The 21,257-nt window shown below is 65.5% G+C and carries 19 protein-coding genes and 2 pseudogenes; 11 read left to right on the forward strand and 10 right to left on the reverse strand.

Annotated elements, in window-relative coordinates; translation table 11 throughout:
• The first annotated feature begins 110 nt into the window (after positions 1 to 110).
• The gene (locus ACOJB8_RS00190) at positions 111 to 1,895 is read left to right on the forward strand and encodes a peptidoglycan D,D-transpeptidase FtsI family protein (RefSeq protein WP_083245006.1); all 1,785 of its coding nucleotides are present in this window, start codon (positions 111 to 113) and stop codon (positions 1,893 to 1,895) included.
• A gap of 8 nt (positions 1,896 to 1,903) precedes the next feature.
• Here ACOJB8_RS00190 and ACOJB8_RS00195 read toward each other — a convergent pair whose 3' ends face one another.
• The gene (locus ACOJB8_RS00195) at positions 1,904 to 2,263 is read right to left on the reverse strand and encodes a DUF4148 domain-containing protein (protein WP_475010453.1); all 360 of its coding nucleotides are present in this window, start codon (positions 2,261 to 2,263) and stop codon (positions 1,904 to 1,906) included.
• Positions 2,264 to 2,379: 116 nt separating this feature from the next.
• Positions 2,380 to 3,147: a Crp/Fnr family transcriptional regulator gene (locus tag ACOJB8_RS00200; RefSeq protein WP_428995937.1), complete on the reverse strand. Its 768-nt coding sequence runs from the start codon at positions 3,145 to 3,147 to the stop codon at positions 2,380 to 2,382.
• A gap of 158 nt (positions 3,148 to 3,305) precedes the next feature.
• On the opposite strand from ACOJB8_RS00200, the gene ACOJB8_RS00205 reads away from it, so the two are divergent.
• The 5 genes from ACOJB8_RS00205 to ACOJB8_RS00225 all read left to right on the forward strand — a co-directional run bounded on the left by ACOJB8_RS00205 (position 3,306) and on the right by ACOJB8_RS00225 (position 9,166).
• Positions 3,306 to 4,976 carry an acyl-CoA synthetase gene (locus ACOJB8_RS00205; RefSeq protein WP_342946692.1) on the forward strand — a complete coding sequence of 557 codons (1,671 nt, stop codon included), beginning with the start codon at positions 3,306 to 3,308 and terminating at the stop codon, positions 4,974 to 4,976.
• A 311-nt stretch (positions 4,977 to 5,287) separates the two neighbouring features.
• Entirely contained in the window at positions 5,288 to 5,605 is a 318-nt protein-coding gene (locus ACOJB8_RS00210; protein WP_342946693.1) for a hypothetical protein, read from the forward strand.
• A gap of 801 nt (positions 5,606 to 6,406) precedes the next feature.
• Complete coding sequence (locus ACOJB8_RS00215; protein ID WP_069261771.1) at positions 6,407 to 7,000, forward strand: IMPACT family protein; 594 nt, start codon at positions 6,407 to 6,409, stop codon at positions 6,998 to 7,000.
• Between the two features lie 157 nt (positions 7,001 to 7,157).
• Positions 7,158 to 8,600 (forward strand): flagellar filament capping protein FliD, encoded by a 1,443-nt coding sequence (gene fliD / locus ACOJB8_RS00220; RefSeq protein WP_342946694.1) that lies wholly within the window; start codon positions 7,158 to 7,160, stop codon positions 8,598 to 8,600.
• 320 nt (positions 8,601 to 8,920) lie between these two features.
• Positions 8,921 to 9,166: a DUF2964 family protein gene (locus ACOJB8_RS00225; protein ID WP_245623541.1), complete on the forward strand. Its 246-nt coding sequence runs from the start codon at positions 8,921 to 8,923 to the stop codon at positions 9,164 to 9,166.
• Positions 9,167 to 9,191: 25 nt separating this feature from the next.
• On the opposite strand, the gene ACOJB8_RS00230 is transcribed toward ACOJB8_RS00225, so the two are convergent.
• Both ACOJB8_RS00230 and ACOJB8_RS00235 read right to left on the reverse strand, forming a co-directional pair.
• Positions 9,192 to 9,806 (reverse strand): hypothetical protein, encoded by a 615-nt coding sequence (locus ACOJB8_RS00230; RefSeq protein ID WP_342946695.1) that lies wholly within the window; start codon positions 9,804 to 9,806, stop codon positions 9,192 to 9,194.
• A 59-nt stretch (positions 9,807 to 9,865) separates the two neighbouring features.
• The gene (locus tag ACOJB8_RS00235) at positions 9,866 to 10,264 is read right to left on the reverse strand and encodes a hypothetical protein (RefSeq protein ID WP_342946696.1); all 399 of its coding nucleotides are present in this window, start codon (positions 10,262 to 10,264) and stop codon (positions 9,866 to 9,868) included.
• An 804-nt stretch (positions 10,265 to 11,068) separates the two neighbouring features.
• Between ACOJB8_RS00235 and ACOJB8_RS00240 the strand changes: the two genes are divergently transcribed.
• Positions 11,069 to 11,473 (forward strand): helix-turn-helix domain-containing protein, encoded by a 405-nt coding sequence (locus ACOJB8_RS00240; RefSeq protein ID WP_028202557.1) that lies wholly within the window; start codon positions 11,069 to 11,071, stop codon positions 11,471 to 11,473.
• A 43-nt stretch (positions 11,474 to 11,516) separates the two neighbouring features.
• On the opposite strand, the gene ACOJB8_RS00245 is transcribed toward ACOJB8_RS00240, so the two are convergent.
• Positions 11,517 to 13,142: a sensor domain-containing diguanylate cyclase gene (locus tag ACOJB8_RS00245; protein ID WP_342946697.1), complete on the reverse strand. Its 1,626-nt coding sequence runs from the start codon at positions 13,140 to 13,142 to the stop codon at positions 11,517 to 11,519.
• A 168-nt stretch (positions 13,143 to 13,310) separates the two neighbouring features.
• Here ACOJB8_RS00245 and ACOJB8_RS00250 point away from each other — a divergent pair, with 168 nt between their 5' ends.
• The gene (locus ACOJB8_RS00250; protein WP_069261766.1) at positions 13,311 to 14,900 is read left to right on the forward strand and encodes an inorganic phosphate transporter; all 1,590 of its coding nucleotides are present in this window, start codon (positions 13,311 to 13,313) and stop codon (positions 14,898 to 14,900) included.
• Positions 14,901 to 14,974: 74 nt separating this feature from the next.
• Here ACOJB8_RS00250 and ACOJB8_RS00255 read toward each other — a convergent pair whose 3' ends face one another.
• From ACOJB8_RS00255 to ACOJB8_RS00275, 5 genes and pseudogenes are all read right to left on the reverse strand, one after another.
• Entirely contained in the window at positions 14,975 to 15,244 is a 270-nt protein-coding gene (locus ACOJB8_RS00255) for a helix-turn-helix domain-containing protein (RefSeq protein WP_414695105.1), read from the reverse strand.
• Between the two features lie 4 nt (positions 15,245 to 15,248).
• Positions 15,249 to 15,481, reverse strand: a pseudogene (locus tag ACOJB8_RS00260) (type II toxin-antitoxin system RelE/ParE family toxin).
• A gap of 188 nt (positions 15,482 to 15,669) precedes the next feature.
• The gene (gene ppk2, locus ACOJB8_RS00265) at positions 15,670 to 16,599 is read right to left on the reverse strand and encodes a polyphosphate kinase 2 (protein WP_256094475.1); all 930 of its coding nucleotides are present in this window, start codon (positions 16,597 to 16,599) and stop codon (positions 15,670 to 15,672) included.
• A gap of 110 nt (positions 16,600 to 16,709) precedes the next feature.
• Positions 16,710 to 17,090: a VOC family protein gene (locus ACOJB8_RS00270; protein ID WP_342946699.1), complete on the reverse strand. Its 381-nt coding sequence runs from the start codon at positions 17,088 to 17,090 to the stop codon at positions 16,710 to 16,712.
• A 240-nt stretch (positions 17,091 to 17,330) separates the two neighbouring features.
• Positions 17,331 to 17,984, reverse strand: a pseudogene (locus ACOJB8_RS00275) (FadR/GntR family transcriptional regulator); the annotation flags it as partial.
• Between the two features lie 207 nt (positions 17,985 to 18,191).
• Here ACOJB8_RS00275 and ACOJB8_RS00280 point away from each other — a divergent pair.
• From ACOJB8_RS00280 to ACOJB8_RS00290, 3 genes are read left to right on the forward strand one after another with little or no spacing between them, the layout of a single operon-like run.
• Positions 18,192 to 18,983, forward strand: coding sequence for a (Fe-S)-binding protein (locus ACOJB8_RS00280; protein WP_342946700.1), 792 nt, complete (start codon positions 18,192 to 18,194; stop codon positions 18,981 to 18,983).
• A complete protein-coding gene (locus ACOJB8_RS00285; protein ID WP_342946701.1) occupies positions 18,980 to 19,711 on the forward strand; it encodes a LutC/YkgG family protein in 732 nt (243 codons plus the stop codon). The genes ACOJB8_RS00280 and ACOJB8_RS00285 overlap by 4 nt, the downstream gene beginning before the upstream one ends.
• Positions 19,708 to 21,174, forward strand: coding sequence for a LutB/LldF family L-lactate oxidation iron-sulfur protein (locus ACOJB8_RS00290; RefSeq protein WP_342946702.1), 1,467 nt, complete (start codon positions 19,708 to 19,710; stop codon positions 21,172 to 21,174). The genes ACOJB8_RS00285 and ACOJB8_RS00290 overlap by 4 nt, the downstream gene beginning before the upstream one ends.
• Positions 21,175 to 21,257 lie beyond the last annotated feature (83 nt).

Here is a 21,257-nt window from a genome sequence, read left to right on the forward strand (position 1 = left end):
TCCCCTGCACCGCTCGCGCGCCCAATTGCCTCGCGGCCGTGCGCACCCATCATTTCAATTCAATTACATCATGTTTACAATGTCATTCTGCCTTCCACCCCGCCTTGCCGATGATCCGTTCCAGGAAACCGCCGCGCGACCCGCACGCCACCGCGACCCGTCACCCGATGCTTGCGCCGCGCCTGCCCGCGTGGCGCTCGAAGTTCATCGTGTTCATCACCTTCGCGGCCTTTGCAGCGCTGGCCGGGCGCGCGTTCTGGATTCAGGTCGCCAATCACGGCTTTTACGTGAAGCAGGGCCAAAAGCGCTACCAGCGCACGCTGGAGCTCGACGCGATGCGCGGGCGCATCGTCGACCGCAACGGCGCGCTGCTGGCCGTGAGCCTTGCGACTTTCGAAGTCTGGGTGAATCCGCGGCTTCTCGATGCCGCCGCGCACGCGCCGCTCGCGCGCCTGCTCGACATGCCGCTCGCGGAACTGGACCGGCGCGTTGCCGGCGACCGCTCCTTCGTGCTGCTCAAGCGCCAGGTGGACGCCGACACCGCCGCGCACATCGACGAGATGGGCATGGGCGGCATCACCCTGATCGCCGACTCGAAGCGCTATTACCCCGAAGGTGAATCGGCGGCGCACGTGGTGGGCTTCACCGACATCGAAGACGCCGGCCAGGAAGGCGTGGAACTCGCCGCGAACGCACGCCTGCGCGGCACGCCGGGCCAGCGCGAGGTGATCCGCGACCGGCTCGGGCGCGTCGTTTCGGAGCCGAGCGAGCGCGTGCAGCCGCGCAACGGCGACACCGTGCAGCTCACCATCGACCGCCGCGTGCAGCAGCTCGCGTACACGCAGCTCAAGGCGGCCGTGGCGAAGAATCATGCGGAAGCGGGCAGCGTCGTCGTGCTCGACGCGCAGAACGGCGAAATCCTCGCGCTCGCGAACTGGCCGTCGTTCGATCCGAACGACCGCGCGCGGCTCACGGGCAAGCAGCTGCGCAACCGCGCCGTGGTCGACACGTTCGAGCCCGGCTCGACCATCAAGCCCGTGGTCGTTTCGCTGGCGATGGACCTGCACAAGGTCAACGCGAACACGCTCATCGACACCTCGCCGGGCACGTACCGCATCGGCCCCGCGACGATTCACGACACCTCGAATCATGGCCGCATGACTGTGGCGGAGGCGATCCAGAAGTCGAGCAACATCGCGCTCGCCAAGCTCGCGCTGAACCTTCCCGCGCAAACGATCTGGGACAAGTATCAGGAGTACGGGCTCGGGCAGCGGCCCGGCGTCACGTTCCCGGGCGCGGCGCCGGGCCGCGTGCGGCCGTGGGCGCGCTGGCGCCCCATCGAGCAGGCGACGATGGCATATGGCTACGGCCTGTCTACATCGCTATTGCAGATGGCGCAGATCTACACGGCCTACGCCGGCGACGGCACGCTGCATCCGGCCGCCCTCCTGCGCGAAGCGCCGGCCGGCGCGGGCGGTGCCTCCGCGTCGGCGGCGCGCGCGGTCACGACGCCGGCCACGGCCGCCGCCATGCGCAAGATGCTGGAGATGGCGACGAGCGACGGCGGCACGGGGCGCGCCGCGAATGTGGAAGGCTATCGGGTGGGCGGCAAGACCGGCACAGCGCGCAAGCAGATCGGCGCGGGCTATGCGAAGAACCGCTATCGGGCGCTGTTCGTCGGCATGGCGCCGATGAGCGCGCCGCGCGTGATCGTCGCGGTCATGATCGACGATCCGGCGGGCAAGGCATTTTATGGCGGCACGGTTGCGGGGCCGGTATTTTCGGGTGTGACGGCCGGCACACTCCAGTTGCTCGGCGTGCCGCCCGATGTCGCGGCCGGCCCCGAGAGCGCCAAGGGTGCCAGCGGCACCCGGGCCGGCTCAGGGCGCGGTTAGCGCCGCAATCAATGGTGGCGATACGCGGGCGGCGGCTCGCTGCCCGACACGGCGGGCGCCCCCGCTTCTGCATTGGGTGCGGGCGGCGCGCCGTAACCCGATTGCGCGACCTGCTCCTGCGCCAGACGCGCTTCGTTGGCGCGCTTTTCGGCGAGCCGGCGCATGGCGCTCTGCACATCTTCCGGATACGTGGCATCGTTCGCCGAAGCCGGGTTGTAGCCCACCGACTCCAGATCGACCAATTCCTGCAGCACCTGGGCCCGCGTCACCGGACCGTTGTGCGTGCCGGTGGATTGACCGAACGAGACCGCCGGAACGATCGCCATCATCGACACCAGCGCCGCGCGCAGCATTGCGTTTCTCACCATGCTCTCCGTATGAATTCGATGAGCAAAGTCTACGCAGCGCGGCCACGCACAAAAACCGGCTAGCGAGGGAGAGAGTCTTCCATTCCTCGCAAGATTGATAAGGAGTTCTGCGGTCCTCAGATCTGATCGCGGCCAAATGCGCGCAGCCCGTCGAGATCGAGCACGTCCACACGGTTATACGAGAGCGCGACGAGCCCCTGGCGCTCGAGCGTCTGCAGGGCCTGATTGATCCGTTGACGCGACGCGCCCGCCAGCATGCCGATCTCCTCCTGCGAGATGTCGAGCGCCCGCCCCGTCTCGGGATAAAGATCGGGATTGAACATCTGCGCGAGCGACTGCGCGACGCGCGCATCGACGTCGAGCAAGCGGCTGTTCTGGATCAACGCGATGAACTCGCCCATGCGGTTGTTGAGCTGATGGATCACGAAGCGGCTGAACGGCAGGCTGCAATCCATGAGCCGGTGGAACGTCTCGGTGGCGACGGCCATGACGAGCGACGGCTGCAGCGCGATCACGTCATACTTGCGCGGCTCGCGCTTGATCACGCTGCCCTCGCCGAACCAGCCGCCGTGCGGCACGCCCGAAAACGTGCAGCCGCGCCCCGATGCATTGAAGATCGCCAGCTTCACGAGGCCGGAACTCACGCCGAGCCACCAGTCGGAGGGCGCTTCGCGCGCGGCGACGATCGCGCCCGCGGCATAGCCCTGCGCATGCGACGACGCCAGCACCCATTCGCGATGCTCGGGCGCGAGCCCGCGGAACCACGCGTAGCGCTCGAACAGCGAGGCAAGACGCGCGGCGTTGGCGGCGTCGATGCGCTCGCCTTCGCGCCAAGAATCGCGGGCGGCCGGTGTCCCGTCCGGGGGCATAATGGATTGCGACATCGCGCTTTCCTGGGTTAGGTCAATCTTTGGGTCGATCTTGTCGGGCGGACCGTGCGTCGCGGCCCGCTCTGTCGCGCCGGTGACAGACTGGCGTGCGCGGCCCTGCTACGGTAGCGCGAATCCTATCGACACACCAATAACCGTTCGGAGACACCGCCATGTTGCACCCCTACGAAGAAGGGCTCGCGCAACGCGAAGCCAATTATGTGCCGCTCACGCCGGTCGATTTCATCGCCCGCGCCGCCGAGGTCTATGGCGAGCGCCTGGCTGTGGTCCACGGCGACGTCCGCCGCAACTGGCGCGAAACCTATGCGCGCACGCGGCGACTCGCAAGCGCGCTCGGGCAGGCGGGCATCGGCCGCGGCGACACCGTGGCGGTGCTGCTGCCCAACATCCCCGCGATGGTCGAGGCGCACTTCGGCGTGCCCATGCTCGGCGCGGTGCTCAACACGCTCAACACGCGACTCGATGTCGCAACCATGCTGTTCATGCTGCGCCATGGCGATGCGAAGGCGTTGATCGTCGATACCGAATTCGCGGCGCTCGCGCAGCGCGCGGCGCTCGAATTCCCCAACCTCAGGATCATCAGCATGGCCGACATCGCGCCCGCGGACCCCGAGTACTTCCCGCGCGCCACCGACTACGAGGCGTTCCTCGAGCAAGGCGATCCCGAGTTCGCCTGGGAGCCGCCGCGCAACGAATGGGACGCCATTGCGCTGAACTACACGTCGGGCACGACGGGCGACCCCAAGGGCGTGGTCTATCACCATCGCGGCGCATATCTCAACGCGGTGAGCAATATCCTCGAATGGGACATGCCCAAGCACGCCGTGTATCTCTGGACGCTGCCGCTCTTTCATTGCAACGGCTGGTGCTTTGCGTGGACCGTCGCCGCGCGCGCGGGCGTGAACGTGTGCCTGCGCAAGTTCGACGCGAAGCTCGTGTTCGACCTCATTCGCAGCGAGCGCGTCACGCACTATTGCGGCGCGCCCATCGTGCAGGGCGCGCTCGCCGACGCACCCGCAGAGTACCGCGAAGGCATCGCTCACACGGTGTGCACGATGGTGGCGGGCGCGCCGCCCGCGCCGGCCGTGATCGCGAAGATGAAGGCGATCGGCATCGAACTCACGCATGTCTATGGTCTGACCGAGGTGTACGGCCCCGCTGCCGTATGCGCGGTACAGGCGGGCTGGCAGACGCTGCCCGACGAGGAGCAGGCGCGCCTCGCCGCACGCCAGGGCGTGCGCTATCACCTCCAAAGCGGCGTCAGCGTGCGCAATGCGCAGACGATGGAGCCCGTTCCCGCCGACGGAGAAACGCTCGGCGAGATCATGTTCCGCGGCAACATCTGCATGAAGGGCTATTTGAAAAACGAGCGCGCGACGGAAGAGGCGTTCCGCGGCGGCTGGTTCCATACGGGCGACCTCGGCGTGATGACGCCCGACGGCTACGTGCGCATTACCGACCGCAGCAAGGACATCATCATCTCCGGCGGCGAGAATATTTCGAGCATCGAGGTGGAAGACACGCTGTATCGCCATCCGGCCGTCGCGCTCGCCGCCGTCGTGGCGATGCCCGATCCGAAGTGGGGCGAAGTGCCTTGCGCGTTCGTCGAACTGCGGCCCGGCGCGAGCGCCACGGCCGAGGAAATCATCGCGCACTGCCGGCTCTTTCTCGCGCACTTCAAGGTGCCACGCGCCGTGCGATTCGGCGAACTGCCGCGCACGGCCACGGGCAAGATCCAGAAATATGAGTTGCGCGCGCAACTAGGTTCGCAAAGCGCGATCGACGTGGCTGGTGCAACACCCGCGCCGAAAACACCTCGGTAAGAACGACATCGGGGCCTGCTGGCCGGTAGACGTGACGCATTCAGGCGGCCCGCGCGGCCTGAATGTAACGTCAGTTGACACCCCGACCCCCTGTGGCTCGGTCGCGATTGTCAGGTGCGGCGCTTAATCCTTTCTGCATCAAGGGCGAACTGTCAAAGCAGCCTTTCTCGCATGAAGAATCGTATGAAACGAAAGCTTACAAGTGGTCACGTTTTCCTCCGCTTCGGGCCGATAAGCTTTGAACCGTGGTCGCAACACAAAGGCATCCCGATGCCGCGTGACTGACGACGCAACCAACGAGGAGGTAACTCATGAACACGAAGAGCTGGAAGACCCCCGCCCGCGCCATCGCCGCAGCACTGATCGCCGGCGGCGCATTGATGGGCGCATCGAGCGCCTTCGCTCAATCCGCACCGTATGGGCTGCGTGCCGAATCGGCGCCGCAATACGGTCAACCGCGCATGATGCCGGTGGACGCGCACGTCTCGATCGGCTGGCACGAGAACCGTTATTACGACGGCCACCGCTATTGGGAACACGACGAGTGGATGCACCATCACCCGCACGATCCGGGTCCCCCGCGCTACCGCGAGGACGACCATCGTCCGCCGCCCCCGCCGCGTTACTGATGCGCGTGATGCGCGCGTGATCCAGGGGCCGCCTTCTCTGGAGGCCCCTGAAGCGGCACACCGAGGCCGGTCTTCCCTCAAGGGAGACCGGCCTCGGCGCATTTCGGCGCCTTACTTCAGCACGCGTGTGCGAACGCATGGATATCGTTCGGCATGCGAAACAATGTGAGCACGATGCCCGCCACACGGCGTATCCGGGCTGCCGTGCCGCGCGCCGGCTGCGGCCGGAAAGGCAGATGTCAGTAATTGCAGGTAATGCGGAAGTGTTGCCGGCCGCACGGCGCGCGGGTAACGTTGATGGGCGTTTCGTTCCCCGGAGCGCACGGTGTATTCTCATTGCCCGGCCAGCGATGGCCGGGATTTTTTTGCGCGCGAATGAGAACACTAGCGCCCTTTGGGTGTCACGCGCACCAGGTTTTTTTTCCGATTGCGGCCGCAATTTTGCGGACGTAAGGTGGGATTGCCTCTTGAGAACAGGCGAGCCTTGTGACCCCCGGTCGTGACACAGTCCGACCGGGGATTTTTTTGGCTTCTGTGCTTTGGAGAATCGCGTCTGCCGGAACATGCAGCGGCGCCGCGAGAGAAGGAACGATGACGGATCACCGAATGAGGAGTTCGGCTTCGCTCCAGCCAGAGCTAGATCCGTCATGCCGTGCATTATCCGGGCTGAAGGCCGGGGCGTCACTAGCATCCGGCGCAAAGAACCATTACGCAAACTGGCAAGATATGGGGACGGACGTCGAAAGCCGGCCCATGAGCATCGGTTAACATGGGGGTTTCGCCAGCAGTGCCACCCCGCTTGTGCCAACTTTCACCCTCGCCCATCCCGTCACCGCGGCACTCGATGTCCGCAAGAGCCGCTTCATCGCGCACGCCATTCCCGTTGCCGACCGCGAAGCGGCCATGGCCGAAATCCGCCGTCTGCGCGACGAACACCCCACCGCCACGCACGTTTGCTGGGCGCTGCTTGCGGGCGGCCAGTCCGGCATGTCCGACGATGGCGAACCCTCCGGCACCGCCGGCCGCCCGATCCTCGAAGTGCTGCGCCATCACGACCTGGACGGCGTACTCGCCGCCGTGGTGCGCTATTACGGCGGCGTGAAGCTCGGCGCGGGCGGCCTCGTGCGCGCCTATACCGACGCCATTGCCAGCGCCCTGCAGGGGGCCGAGCGCGTCGAGCGCATTGCGCAGGCGCGCCTCACCGTCGAACTCGGCTATCCCGACGAAACCCGCGTGCGCCACTGGATCGACCAGGAGCAGTTCACGCTCGTGGAAAGCCAGTACACCATGACGGTCCGCCTCACCATCCAGTTGCCCGCCACCGCCGTGGACGCCGCGCGCACCACGCTCACCGATCTCACGCAAGGCCGCTCGGGCTTCCCCGAGCCCGTCTGAGGCGGGCGGCTGGCTGCCGCCGCAATGCCGATCGCGCACTTTTCAAAAACGTTTCATTTCTTTCATAAAGTTTCATGAAAGCTTGCCGTAATGAAAGCATGGCCGCGCATTCGCGCGTTCCGTCGACTAGACGCACCAGAACGAACGGACTTCTTTCATGGCAAGCACGATCACGAACACCACGACCGCCAGCGCGAACAGCGCGCTGAGCGACGCCGCCCAGTCGATCATCAGCGGCGCGACCAACTCCGCACTTGACGTCAACCAGCTCGTCAAGGCGCTCGTCAACGCGAAGATCGCGGGGCCGAGCGCCATCCTCAGTGCGAAGCAGACTGCCAGCAACACGACGCTGTCGGCGCTCGGCACGCTGAAGTCGGCGCTCGCTTCGCTCCAGACCGCGCTCGAGCCGTTCAAGGACGGCGCCGCGCTGCAGCGCTTCACCGTCACGACGAGCGAGAAGGACAAGGGCTTGAGCGCGGTGGCCGGCAAGAACGCCGTGGCGAGCAGCTTCACGGTCGAAGTCGATCGCCTCGCGACAGCGCATAAGCTCGCCTCGGACAGCTTCGACACGGGCGAGACGCTCGGGGAAGGCAGCCTCGACATCGCGATGGGCGGCAAGTCCATGCATCTGACGATCGCTGCGGGCAGCAACAAGCTCACCGACGTCGTCGCGGCGATCAACCGGGCGAAGGACAACCCAGGCGTCACGGCGTCGATCGTCAACGGCGCCGACGGCCAGCACCTCGTGCTGACCGCGAACAAGACCGGCGCGGCCAACGCGATCGACGTGCAGGCGGGCGCGGGCGTCGACACGCGGCTCGCTTCCTCGCAGATGCGCGAAGTCGAGGCAGCCGGCGACGCCGAGCTGCGCATCGACGGCACGCGCGTCACGAGTGCGAGCAACACGCTCGAGGGCGTGGTGAGCGACATCACGATCAAGCTTGCAAGCGCCTCGGTGGGCACGAAGCAAACGCTCACCGTCGCTCCCGACACCCAAGCGACGGGCACATCCATCCGCGACTTCGTGAAGGCGTACAACAGTTACGTCGATGCCCTGAACGGGCTGACCTCCTATACGGCCGCAACCGGTTCGACGAGCGCGCAGGCAGGCGCGCTGCTCGGCGACTCGATCGCGCGCACACTCGCGGCGAGTCTGCCGGCGCTCGTTTCGGCGGGCGTGAAGGGCAGCGACGGCGTGACCCATTCGCTGGGCGAGATCGGCATCAAGCTCGACAAGAGCGGGAAGCTCGAGATCGACGACGAGACGTTCAAGAAGGCGCTGCAACCGGGCAACAGCGCGATTGCGGCGCTGTTCGGCAGCGGCGGCCTGACCACGAAGCTCAACAGCGCCATTACGCCTTACGTGCAGTCGAGCGGCATCATCGAGCGACGCAGCACGGCCATCAACAAGGAGCTCGACGACATCAAAAAGCAGTCGTCGATGCTCGATGTGCGCGCAACCCAGCTCACTGCGAAATTCAACCGCCAGTTCACCGCGCTCAATAACCTCATGTCGATCATGAACAACAACCAGCAATATCTGACACAGCTCTTTGGCGGTGCAAACAGCGCGGGCGCCCTCGCGACGAATCACAAATAAGGCTTGAATACGCCGTGATCGACGCTAGCAAACGTCGACGGCAGACGAAAAAAAAGGCCGCCGAGTGAATCGGCGGCCAACAGGGGACGTGAAGAACAACCGCGAATCGAACTATCGAATCGACCCGACGGCTCCATCATGGCGAGCCATAATTAAGACAAACTTAAACGCGCGCAAAAAACGATCGGGAATTCCGGCGCGTGAGCGCGCAGGCAATGGAAAGAACGCGTAATAATGGGCTGGCTATACTTGATCTGGTCCGCGCCGCGCAGTCATTCGCGCCCGCATGACCGTCTTCTACCCAACCCGGAAGAGCCGCCATGTTTGATCGACTGCATCGGTTTATGGAAGGCGCAGGTCCCGAGCGGCGCCATCGCGTCTGGAGCAAGGTGCGCATTTTCGTGGCCGCAATGGGCACGCTCGGCTCTGCCGCCGGCATCGCCATCGCAGTGGTCGGGCTCATCAACTTCGACCACCAGAAGGTGATTGCCGGCGTGGCCGTCATCATCGTCTGCACGGCGATCTACGTGTCGATCCTCGTGCGCGACCGCAATCGCGCCGACTAACGCACGCCGCCCGGGCGTCGCTGCCTCACTGCAGGTTCTGGCCGTCGCGCGTGACATGCACGGCGGTCGCGCCCACGTAGTCGGCGCGAATGCTGTCGCCCACCTTGATCGATTCGAGCGGCACGTCCGGCGGCGCCACCACCACGACCGTGCGGTTCGGTCCGCGCAGCGCGACCTTGCGGCTCTTGCGGTCGATCTTCTCCACCGTCGCGATCACCTGCACGCTACGCGCCGTCGCCGTCATGCCACCGGAAGCGGGCGTGGTCGCGACCGTATCGACGCGCGAGCGGATGCCCCTCGTAGCCAGCTTTTCGGCACGCAGCAGCAACGCCTCCTTGTAGAGGATGTTCACATGATCGCCGGGCTTGAGCTTGCTCACATCGCCGACTGCGGGATCGACGGCGACCGTCGCCAGGTTGCGGCGCGCGCCACGCAGCGTGACCGAGTTGGTGGCCGCGTCGATGCTCACGACGGTCGCCGTGGTCTGCACCTCGCCGATCTGCAGCGCGGCGTTGGGCGCACTCCCGGGCGCGGCATCGGACGCCGTCTGCGCAAACAGCGGTACATGCGGCGACACGCCGAGGGCAAGCACGAGTATGGCGCCGAGCAGCGGCGCGGACGAATGGTAGCGCGTGGACATGAAGCCTCCTTGTGTGGATCGTGAATGGCAAGAGAGCGGCATGGCGCCGCTCGCACGCATCAAGCGCTGTTCATGCAGGCTTCTTCGGCCGCACAGCGCAGGTAGTGGGCATACACACGCTCACGTTCCTCGTTGGCGAGCTGGCGCTTTTCGGCAAGCCGCAGCATGCGGTGCCGGTCCGCGCCGAGCGTTTCGTAATAGCGCTCGGTATGCAAGCGCTTGAAGCGCGTATAGAAGTCCGGGCCGGGCAGGCCCGAATGGGTCGAGAGCAGCGAGGCATAGTCGGCCTCGTGCGGCGCGCACAACGCGGCCGCGGCCGCTTCGAGCTTTTCGTAACGCACCCGCAACGGCACGTCGCCCGCGAACAGGGCATGAAACGCACCGTACGGCACGAGCGAGCGCCGGCTCGCAGCGCGGCGCAACAAACGACCTACCTTTTCGTCGAGTTCTTGATTCATCCGCAGCGGCCAGAAAGCGGGCCGCCGCCCAGGCCGCGCGTCGTTTGACGAAACGCACGGACGCATTTGGCGGCCCGAGGGATTCAGGGACCCGTTTCGCCACGCGATACGCTGCGCGGCGAATCCGGCATTCTGCATTCGTTCATTCGAATCCAATCTGCATTGCAATCGATTCGAAATGTTTGCGAAAACCATTCTGCACACAAAAGCGAAATCACTCCCTGAAATTGCTCCATAGTCGTCATCACCCGCGCGGGACCATGCCATTTTTTGCCGCGCACCTCAAAAACGCTAACAAACATCTAAAGGTGCGATCGTCGCTATTAATTCATTTTGGATAAAACCGTTTCAACTCAATATATGCTGAATACCGATTTAGTCATACAAAACAAGGAAAAGTGTTGCTTTCCAATGTTTGAGCAATTAAGTCAGGTTAACTGGCTGCAATGGGAGCAAACTTCGCATTGCGGAGTCCATGCGAAATGGCGGCACCCATTGTTGACACACGCGAGTCGGTTGTTTTTTCCATTAGTTCAGGATTATCCACAAGTCAAGCAGACTATTTTTCCGCTAGCTATACACATTCCCTACAAAAACAATTATTAATATCCGCTGCGGAACACCGAGGCGTTTCGCAACAAGCGCCCTTCACCGGGCGTCGATTTCGCCGTCCGTCATGACCCCCGCGTCACCGCACCGGCGCCGGGTCCATGGCAAGCGACAAGACCCGCTTGCAGGAAGGGTTACAGGAGCGGCACATCCGCAATGCCGCGTGTCCGGAATCTTTCGTCGACGAGTGAACACATGCTTACCCGAACCGAGAACCTGCCGAGCGTCGCGAGAAGAATGGCCGCCGGCCAGATGTTGATGGAAGGCGCGACCGTGAATAGCGTCGCCGACTCACTCCACCTTTCCGCCCAGACGGTGAGGCGATACAAGTCCATCGTCGAGGACGGCGGCCTTGCAGCGCTCCAGCAGATGAGCGTGGGCGGCCGGCCTTCAGTGCTCGATCAGGCCGCGCTAGGCTGGATCGCGAGCGCCCTGCACGGCTCCGCGCGAGAGCACGGCTTTGCGAGCGATGCGTGGACCAACAGCCGCGTGCGCGAGCTGATCGGCCGCCAGTTCGGCGTGCACTATTCGCGCGTCTATACCTGGCAGATCGTCTCGAACCTCGGCCTCGGCCACCGGCTGTCGAAGTCCGCGCGCTGAACGGCATGGCGGGCGTCGCGCGCCGCACGAAAGCCGGCGCGCCTCAGCCTCGCGTTGCGGGTGCATCGCGGCCTCGGCTTCCGGCTTCGGAATCCACCAGCGGCTGTGCCCCATCGCCCGTCCATTGCTGCGACCGGACCTGATTGCGGCCCGCTTCCTTGGCCTCGTAGAGCAGGCGGTCGGCGGCGGCCAGCAGCTTCGCGCCGCTGCCGCCCTCCGGCGGATTGCAGCTCGCACACCCCGCGCTCACCGTCACGCACCCATGGTGCGTACCACTCAGCGTGAGATTGTCCGACTCGATGCGTTTGCGGATCTTTTCCGCCATGCGCGTCGCGGCGTCGAGCGCCGTGCCCGGCAGCACCACCGCGAACTCTTCGCCGCCAAAGCGCGCGGCGAGATCGGTTGCGCGCCGCGATCCTGCAGCGATGCGCCCGGCCACGAACACCAGCACCTCGTCGCCGGCGGCGTGTCCGTAGGTGTCGTTGAAGAGCTTGAAGTGGTCGATGTCGAAAAACAGCACGGAAAGCGGCGTGCGTTCGCGCACCGCGTGATGCCATTCCTCCGCGAGACGGCTGTCGAGCGCGCGGCGGTTCGCAAGACCCGTGAGCGGGTCGGTCACCGCGAGACGCACGAGCTTGCCCTCGGCCACCACCTTGTCGCGCAGCGCGAAGGCGAGCATCCACGACACCGCGACCCACGCGCCGCCGAACACCGTCGTCATCACGAGGGCGATATAGCTGCGCCGCCGCCAGCCGGCGAGCACGTCCCCCACGGCGGGCGCCACGACGACGATGAACGGCGAGTTGCCCACATGCGCAAAGGTGTAGATGCGCTCGACCCCGTCGATTGCCGAGTGCGACGTGTAGGTGCCGGCGTCGCGACGCGAAAAGAACGCGAAATTCGGCAGGTCCGCGTAGCTCCAGCCGGCGCCGCGCATCGAGGGCGGCTTGCTCGCGAGCAACGTGCCGTCGCGCATCAGGATGAAGAGATGGCCGCCGGGGCCCAGGTCGATGTGCTCGAGCAGTTGCTCGAGATAGTCGAGGCGCACACCGAGCAGCGCCACGCCCGCGAACGAGCCGTCGGGCGCGTTGATGCGGCGCGTGAGGCCGATCGTGAGCGCGCCGCCGCGCAGGCGGGAATGGAACGGCTTCGAAAAGAACAGGCCCGCATGCGGGTCGCGCTGTTGCGCGATGAAGTAATCGCGGTCGGCGAACGAAATGCCGGCGGGTGAAACGTCGAAGGCGTTGCTGTGCGAGGCTATCACATGGCCCGTGGCGTCGATCACATAGGCGCCGCCCAGCCTCGACGCCGCCGTCGCCCGGTCGAACAGCACGCGCTGGCGCAGCGCCTCGGGCATGCTCCAGGTCTGCGGCTGCTGCGCCGCCTGGACCACGGCCTGTAGCGACAGGTCGTAGATCTCGACGTTGCGCGCAATGTCGTTGCTGATGAGCTGCACGAGGTTGCGCGAATTCTCCTGCGCGTGGCGCAACTCCTCGGCACGGCCCTCGTAGAGCGCCGCGTAGGTGAGGATCGCCATCACCGTCGCGACGAGCGTGCCGGAAAGCCCCGCGAAGAAGGGATAGTTGCCGATCAGGCGCGTCGCCGCCTTCGCCCGCCCGTGGGCCCAGCGGTGCACCAGAAGACGCAGCGAAAGAACCCGTTTTGGCATCTGCGCAATCCTCTTGCTGACTGCTGACGGCGCGATTCGAAGGAGCGCCGGTCTGTCGGGCATGCATCGGGCATGGCTGGCACGAATCCGTCATCAAACGGACACCTGGGCAGTTCACGATCGGAGGCGAAACCTTTGCCCACTCCCTCCCCCAGGAGCCCGCCTGCCATGCCAGAATTTTCCCTGTCACCGCAACCGGGCACCGCCCCCGCACGCGGGCGCAACGCCAGCCTGCTCGCCTTCCTCGTCGTTATCGCCGCAGGCGCCGTGTACGTGGGGATGCATCTCGCCGACGACCTCTCGCCGGTGCGCGAAAGCTCGGCGATGCCCTGGATCCTGCTCGGCATCGCGCTCCTGATCGCGCTCGGCTTCGAGTTCGTGAACGGCTTCCACGATACCGCGAATGCGGTCGCAACCGTCATCTATACGCACTCGCTTTCGCCCAATATCGCCGTGATGTGGTCGGGCGCGTGGAATTTCCTCGGCGTGCTCACCTCCACCGGCGCGGTGGCCTTCGGCATCCTGCAACTGCTGCCCGTAGAGCTGATCCTGCAGGTGGGCAGCAGCGCGGGCTTCGCCATGGTGTTCGCTCTGCTCATTGCCGCGATCATCTGGAACCTGGGCACGTGGTACTTCGGCCTGCCTTCGTCGAGCTCGCATACGCTGATCGGCTCGATCATCGGCGTGGGCCTCATGAACCAGCTCATGCACGGCGCGAATGGCACCAGCGGCGTGGACTGGAGCCAGGCGCTCGGGGTGGGCAAGTCGCTGCTGTTTTCGCCGATCGTCGGCTTTTTGCTGGCCGGCCTGCTGCTGCTCATCCTCAAGGCCGTCGTGCGCGTGCCCGAGCTCTACGCGGAGCCGAAGGGCAAGGAGCCGCCGCCGTTCTGGATCCGCGCGCTGCTGATCCTCACGTGCACGGGCGTGTCGTTCGCGCACGGCTCCAACGACGGCCAGAAGGGCATGGGCCTCATCATGCTGATCCTGATCGGCACGGTGCCCACGGCCTACGCGCTGAACCGCGCCGTGACGGCCGAGCAGACGCAGACTTTCATCGCCGTCGCGCACGACGCCACGCGCGCGCTCGAGCGCTATACGAACGGCGTGGCCGCGCCCGCCGATCCGCGCGCCGAAGTGGAACGCTTCATCGGCCGCCGCGCCCTGTCGAGCACGACGGTGCCCGCGCTTGCCGCGCTGTCGAACCAGGTGACCGAACAGGTGCGCGGTTACGGCTCGCTCGCGGCAGTGCCGCAATCGGTCGTCGATAACGTGCGCAACAACATGTACGTGATTTCCGAGGCGATCCGCCTGCTCGATAAACAGAAGGCGGTGCCCTTCTCGGCCGACGACCTGAAGTCCATCAACAACTTCCGCAGCCAGATCGACCACGCGACGAAATTCATCCCGACATGGGTGAAGGTGGCCGTGGCGATCGCGCTGGGGCTCGGCACGATGGTGGGCTGGAAGCGCATCGTGGTGACGGTGGGCGAGCGCATCGGCAAACAGCACCTGACCTACGGCCAGGGCGGCTGCGCGGAGGTCGTGGCGATGGTGACGATCGGCGCGGCGGACGTGTACGGTCTGCCGGTCTCGACCACGCACGTGCTCTCCTCGGGCGTGGCGGGCACGATGGCCGCGAACGGCTCGGGCCTGCAATGGAATACGGTGCGCAGCCTCGTGATGGCATGGGTGCTCACGCTGCCCGCTTCGATCGTGCTGGCTGGCGCGCTCTATTGGGTGTTCAAGCACGTGTTCTGAGTACGAAAGGACCAGAGAAAAGCCGCGCTCCCTGCGAGGCGAGCGCGGCTTTTTGTTGCGTCGTGCGCCTTCGTTCAGACGATCGAGATTTTCAGCGTCTTGCCGCACGCCTGCGCGTATTTGCGCAATGTGTCGATAGAAGGCGAGTGCTCGCCTGATGCGAGCGCGCGTTCGAGCCGCGTTACCGCTGGCGCTTTCGTACCCATGCGCTCGGCGACCTGCGCCTGACTTAGTCCTGCTTGATGGCGGGCCGCCAGCATCTGGTCGAGCAGTGCAAATTCTTCCCGGTTCAACCGGTCGTATTCCGCCCGCGCCTCGGGATCAGCGAGGACTCGCTCGCGCATTTCCCTAAAGGTTCCCACTTTTTACCTCCGGGTGCCGCTTACGCGCAATTTCCAGTTCTTTGTGCGGGGTCTGCTGCGTCTTCTTCACAAAACAGTGAAGCATCACGACACGACGATCCACAATTGCGCAGTAGAACACCCTTGCAATACCTTCCGCCCCTTTGAGCCGAAGTTCGAACAAGCCGTCACCCATGGCTTTGGTGTGCGGCTCTCCAAGGTTCGGACGTGTTGCTCCATGCGCTCGGCAAGCGCCACGAAGCGCACAGCGAGCATTTTCTGCAGCGCGTAGATGCTGCGTTCGACGCGTTCACTGTAGAAGTCGATCCGGTATTTCATGGCGATTATAGTAACAAATATGTTACTGCGCCATGGGCATCCCAAAATCCTCGCGCTTGCCCTCGATCAGATCGAAAGCGGCCAACCGCTCAATAAATTTCCGGAATGATCATGTCCTGCGGCACTGGCTGGCGAATGTAATCCGGATGATGCACGCGCGCCGGCAGCGTGACCTGCGGGTGCTCGATCTCGTGATACGGCACCTGGCTCAGCAAGTGGTGAATGCAGTTCAGGCGCGCGCGCTTCTTGTCCACGCCCTGCACGACCCACCACGGCGCCTCGGGAATGTGCGAGCGCTGCAGCATCACTTCCTTCACGTGCGTGTAGGCCTCCCAGCGGCGGCGGCTTTCGAGGTCCATCGGCGAGAGCTTCCACTGCTTGAGCGGATCGTCGATGCGGCTCTGGAAGCGCACTTCCTGCTCGTCGTCGGTGATCGAGAACCAGTACTTGACGATCTGGATACCACTCCTCACGAGCATCTTTTCGAACTCGGGCACGGAGCGAAAGAATTCTTCGTATTCGTCGTCGGTGCAGAAGTTCATCACGCGTTCCACGCCCGCGCGGTTGTACCAGCTGCGATCGAACAGCACCATCTCGCCGCCCGCCGGCAGATGCTGCGCGTAGCGCTGGAAATACCATTGCGTGCGCTCGCGGTTGTTCGGCGCGGGCAGCGCCGCCACGCGGCACATGCGCGGGTTCAGCCGCTGCGTGATGCGCTTGATGACACCGCCCTTGCCCGCCGCGTCGCGTCCCTCGAAGATCACGACGAGCCGGTGCCCCGTGCTCACGATCCAGTCCTGCATTTTCACGAGTTCGCCCTGCAGGCGGATCAGCTCGCGGAAATAGACGCGGCGCAGCGCACGCGCCTCGTCGCTGATCTGCAGACCGCTTTCCTGCAGCCGGTCGTCGACCTCCATCTCGAGCTCTTCGTCATAGGCGTCGATGAGCTCTTCATCCAGACGCCGACGACGATGCAGTTCGGCCTCCTGCTCTTGCGCATCCCGTTGCTCGGCATCCATCGTGCGGTCCAGTTCATTCATGGCGACTCTCTCCTTGGTCGATATGCTGTCAACTCGCGCCACTATCGGCGCAGCGAGTGTCACGAATATTTCAAATGCATTGCGGCGGCTCAGGTGAGCGGCCTGGCGAAGCTCAGCTCGTGGCCGTCCGGATCGACGAGATGGAAATAGCGCTCGCCCCATGGCGCGTCGCGCGGTGCGAATTCGGGCTTCGCGCCCGCGGCCAGTGCGTGGGCGTAGAACGCGTCCACGTCGGCGACGTGGAGGACCACGCGGCCCCAGCCGTTCACGGCGCCGTGCGGTCCCTCCAGCAGGTTCAGATAGCAAACGCCGGCCGCGCCGCCCAGTTCGAACGACGCGAAGCCCGGCACCGCCGGCCCGTCTCTCCGCTCGAAGCCGAGTGCCTCGTAAAAGGGCACCGACCGCGCGATGTCGCTGACGGTCAGCGTCACGGCGCTCAACGCTACGATTTGCGCGGCGCGTTTGTTCATCTGCTCCTCCTGCTCATGCGGCCAGGGACTGCCTGCGGCCCGGAATGAGGCCCGTCGGCCCGATCAGCCGACTTTAGCAGCGTTCGCGCGCCCGGCACGGCCCACTGGCGTTTTCTCTCTGCCGCCCGCCACCTTGCGCGCGGCTTTGCGCGCCGGCTTGGCCGCCTGCGCAGCCGCTGGCGCGGCGCGCGGCGCATTGTCACTGGTTGGACCAATTTCCGACCAGCCGATCTCCTCTCCCACCCGCGTGCGCACGAAGTCGATGTGCGTCTGCATCGCCGTGCGCGCCTCCTCGGGACGCCGCGCAACGATCGCGTCGCACAGCGTGCGGTGCTGCAGCAGCAACTGGTCCGGCGCGTCTTCGTTCTGCACGCGCAGCCCCGTGCCGTTGATCGTGATGTGCTCGCGCAGCACGCCCAGCACGCTCGTGTGCAAGTGCAGAAACATCGCGTTGTGCGAGGCCTGCGCGATCACTTCGTGCAGCTTCGCATCGGTATCGGCTTCGGCGGCTTTGTCGTCCACTTCGCGCGTGCGCTCCAGTTCCTGCATGAGCGCGCGAATACGCTCGAGATCCTCGTCGCTCGCGCGCAGCGCCGCAAAATACGCCGTCGCGCCTTCCAGCACGCGGCGAAATTCGAGGATGTCTTCACGCAAGGCCGGATGATCGGCCACGAGCTGCCCCCACGGCGAAGCAAAGCCCGTGCGCAACTGGTCAGTGACGAATACGCCCGCGCCCGGCCGGCTCTGCACGAGGCCGCGCGCGGCCAAGCGCTGGATCGCCTCGCGCACGGTGTTGCGCGCCACGTCGTATTCCATCGCGAGCACGCGCTCGGAAGGCAGCTTCGCTCCCGCGCGCCAGGTGCCGTCGAGCAGCGACGTCTCCATCTGACGCATCACGGTCTCCACGCGCCCGCGCGAGCCTGCCCTGTCCCTCATTGTCATACCGGAGTCTCGTTTCAGCTTGTAGCAAGTGGTCCAACCAGTTTGAACCGTTCGCCCGAAGCGGGAATTATGCGCCCAAACCAGCGCTCGTCCTCAACCCGCCCGGCCTCGGGTCCGCGGGGAAGGAGCACGAAAGCGCGCCAAGACACCGAGCGAGACATGAAGCCACGGCAATACCCCACCGAGCGCCCCACCGACGTCTATCTGTTCGCCACCTGCCTCGTCGACCTGTTCGTGCCGCAAGCCGGCCTCGACGCGGTGAAGCTGCTCGAACGCGAAGGCCTCACGGTCCATTTCCCGCGCAGCCAGAGCTGTTGCGGCCAGCCTGCATACAGCAGCGGCAACCCGCGCCAGGCGCGCGAGGTCGCGCTCGCGCAACTCGGACTCTTCGAAAAACCCTGGCCCGTGATCGTCCCTTCGGGTTCGTGCGCGGGCATGATGCGCCACCACTGGCCCGCGCTATTCGACGGCGACGCGGCCAACGGCGCGCGCGCCGAGGGACTCTCGGAGCGCGTGTACGAACTCACGGAATTCCTCGTGCGCGTGCTGAACGTCGACTTCGACGCGTATGGCGCACAGGGTGCCGTCCGCCAGCCCGACGAGCGCGTCGTACTGCACACCTCGTGCGGCGCGCGGCGCGAGATGGGCACCCGCGTGCACGGCGTCGAAGTCGTCGATGCGCTGCCGGGCGTCACACGCATCGAGCACGAACGCGAATCGGAATGCTGCGGCTTCGGCGGCACGTTCTCGCTCAAGCACCCGGACATTTCCGGCGCGATGGTCGCCGACAAGATCGCTTCCGCCTGCGCCACGGGCTGCGAGCGCCTGGTTTCCGCCGACTGCGGCTGCCTGCTCAACATCGGCCACGCGGCAGCGCACAAGGGCGCGCCGCTCGCCGTGGAGCACCTCGCCTCGTTCCTCTGGCGCCGCACGGGCGGGGAGGCCGCATGAACGTCGATACGATGAGCGCGCGTGCGCGCATGCTGCAACGCCTGCGTGGCCATGCCCCTGCAGCACCCTCCCCCACGCTCGAAGCGATCGACGCGCGCATCGACGCGCATTTCACCGGGCGCCGGGCGCTCGCCCCGCTTGCCTTGAACGAACACATCGCGCAGTTCCAGCGCATGCTCGAAGCCGCGCACGCAGAAGTGATCTGCGCGAGCGCCGCAACGTGGGCCGCCGATCTCGCCGACCGCCTCGCGGCGGCGGGCGTGCGCAGCCTGCTGCTCGACACCGCCTGCGCCGAAGGCCAGGCGCTCGAGGCGGCACTCCCGTCCGTCGTGCAGGCGCGCAGTTACGCGCAGCCGATCGAGCAGTGGAAGGCCGAACTCTTCGACACCGTCGACGCGGGCTTCACTGTCGCGCGCTCGGGTCTCGCGGCGACGGGCACGCTCGTGGTCGTCCCCGACGCGAACGCGCCGCGCACGGTCTCTCTCGTGCCGCCGCTGCACGTCGCGCTGATCCACGCGAACACGCTGCACGCCGACCTGCACGCCGCCGTGGCCGCGGAGCGCTGGCGTGACGGCATGCCCACCAATCTCGTGATGATCTCCGGTCCTTCGAAGACCTCGGATATCCAGCAGACCACCGCCTACGGCGCGCATGGTCCCCGCGCTCTATGGGTCGTCCTCGTGACCGATGATCGCGCAACGGGCACACAGCACGGAGCCGCCGAATGAGCACGACCACGCAGAACTCTCAGGAAAACACGCTCCATTTCGTCCCGACTGCGGAATTCCGCCAGCGCGCGCGCACGGCGCTCGACGATCCGCAACTGCGCAAGAGCTTTCGCGGCGCGATGGACTTCCTGCAAGGCAAGCGCGCCGCGCAGTTCCCCGAGGCGGACGAACTCGAAGCCCTGCGCGACCTCGGCGAAGCCGTGCGCCAGCATGCGCTCGCGCGCCTGCCCGAACTCCTCGAGCAACTGGAAACGAAGCTGCGCGCGAACGCCATTCAGGTGCATTGGGCCGAGACCGCCGACGAGGCGAACCGCATCGTCCACGCCATCGCGCAGCGTCACGCGGCGACACGCGTGATCAAGGGCAAGTCGATGGCGAGCGAGGAAATCGAGCTCAACCATTACCTCGCCGAGCACGGCGTCGACTGCATCGAGTCGGACATGGGCGAGTACATCGTGCAGCTCGCGGGCGAGAAACCCTCGCACATCGTGATGCCCGCCATCCACAAGACGAAGGGGGATATCGGGCACCTGTTCGAAACGCACATTCCCGATACGCCCTTTACGGAAGACGTGGACACGCTCATTCAAACGGGCCGCCGCGCGCTGCGCCGCGCCTTCGTGGATGCGCAGATCGGCCTCTCCGGCGTGAACTTCGCCGCCGCCGACACGGGCACGCTCTGGCTCGTGGAAAACGAAGGCAACGGCCGCCTTTCCACCACGGTGCCCGACGTGCATATCGCGATCATGGGCATGGAAAAGGTGGTGGCAAAGCTCGAGCACATCGTGCCGCTTTCGAGCCTGCTCACGCGCTCGGCCACGGGCCAGCCCATCACGACGTATTTCAACCTGATCAGCAGCCCGCGCCGCGAAGGCGAGAAAGACGGCCCGCGCGAGGTGCATCTCGTCCTGCTCGACAACGGCCGCAGCCAGGCCTACGCCGACGAGCAATTGCGCGCCACGCTGCAATGCATCCGCTGCGGCGCGTGCATGAACCACTGCCCGGTGTACACGCGCATCGGCGGGCATGCGTACGGCACGACCTACCCTGGGCCGATCGGCAAGATCATTTCGCCGCATCTGCTCGGGCTCGACGCGACCGCCGAGCTGCCCACCGCGTCGAGCCTTTGCGGCGCGTGCGGCGAAGTCTGCCCGGTGCGCATTCCGATTCCGCAGCTGCTCGTGCGCCTGCGCACCGAAGCGAACCGCGACCCCGAGGAAAGCGTTGCGCATCCGTTGCGCGGCCAGGGCGCGAATCACAGCAGGAGCGAGCAGTTCATCTGGCGCTTCTGGAGCGGCGCGTTCGCGCATCCGCGCGCCTACCGGGCGCTACGCTGGGCCGTGACGCGTCTACGCGGCCTCGCGCCCTCGCAGCAAATGGGCTGGACGCAGCATCGCACACCGCTCAAGCCCGCGCCGCGCAGCCTGCACGACCTGCTGCGCGAACGCGATCAGCCGCAATAGCGCTCATGTCGTCAGGCCTGCGAAATAACGCTCATAGCAAGCCTGACGAGATCACATAAATTTTCTACCCGCATCATCGGAGG

The organism is Paraburkholderia sp. BR10141 (genome assembly GCF_056155635.1).